General features: G+C 41.0%; 2 pseudogenes. Both read left to right on the top strand.

What is annotated here, in order from left to right:
• Window positions 1–623: pseudogene (locus tag VV869_RS20390) on the top strand (hypothetical protein); the annotation flags it as partial.
• Window positions 620–1,013: pseudogene (locus tag VV869_RS20385) on the top strand (ATP-binding protein); the annotation flags it as partial. The pseudogenes VV869_RS20390 and VV869_RS20385, both read left to right, overlap by 4 nt.

Below are 1,013 nucleotides of genomic sequence, written 5' to 3'. Positions count from 1 at the left end.
CGGCTTCAAGTTTAAACTCGGGACTAAATGTTCTTCTGCTACGTTTTGTCATTGTGTCACCTGTTAACTTCCGAGGTGATGATATCACCTCTAATCAGATGGCCAAATTAACTATGCCACTACACGAATACCTAACTATGTTTAAGCTTGAGACAGATTTATCGCCGCTTCGCATTGATGACTTTTGGCAAGCTTATAACAAGATTCCAATTGTTAACCCAACCCAATGGAAGTTTCATGAGACGGTTTTTGAAGAGGCTTATTACCAGATTCTGCGCCATTTGAGCTATGAGTTAGAGCGCCCTCATTCAGTCTTGATCACGTTCGGTTTCTCTTTTGCCGATGAACATCTTCTCAGCCTCGTTCAACGTTCATTATCTAACCCATCCCTGACCATGTATGTATCGTGCTTCAACAGTGATGAGCTTAAATGGATGCAGGAAACATTTAAGGAATACCCAAATGTTCGGTTCATTTACTCTGATGAGAAAATTTTAGACTTCAATCACTTCAATGACACTCAGTTCACGCTGAACAAGCCAAAGAGCCGACCAGAAGAACAGAATGAGCAAAATGAAGTTGCAGAGCCAGCTCTGGCAGTTGCATTTGGTGGCAACCAATGAGTATAGCTATCGGTGAAGTAATATCAGTTAAAGGCACGAATATCGTCATCGAGCTTTACGAAGAATCCAATAAAGAAACGCTTTTTTACGATGGAGAGAAGTTCAACGGTGTCTCGATTCAGGAGTTCATACTGATTCGCCGTGGGTTCAAAGATATCGTAGCTCGAGTTCAAGGCGAATATCTAGATGAACGACTTAAAGACGAAGAGAACAATTGCTATATCCGCAAAGTGGAACTAGTACCAATTGGATATTTCCAGTTCGATATATTTTATGAAGGAGTTAAGCATCTCCCGATGATTCGTGATATAGCTTACCTCATGAGCGATAATCAAGTTAAATCGATCTTTGGAAAGCCAGACGATAAGTTCATAGTCGGTGAAACACTCA

The organism is Photobacterium sp. MCCC 1A19761, assembly GCF_037389125.1.
Lineage (GTDB): Bacteria > Pseudomonadota > Gammaproteobacteria > Enterobacterales > Vibrionaceae > Photobacterium.
The sequence above is the reverse complement of the archived record's forward strand: the minus strand, read 5'-3'. Positions and strand labels throughout refer to the sequence as shown.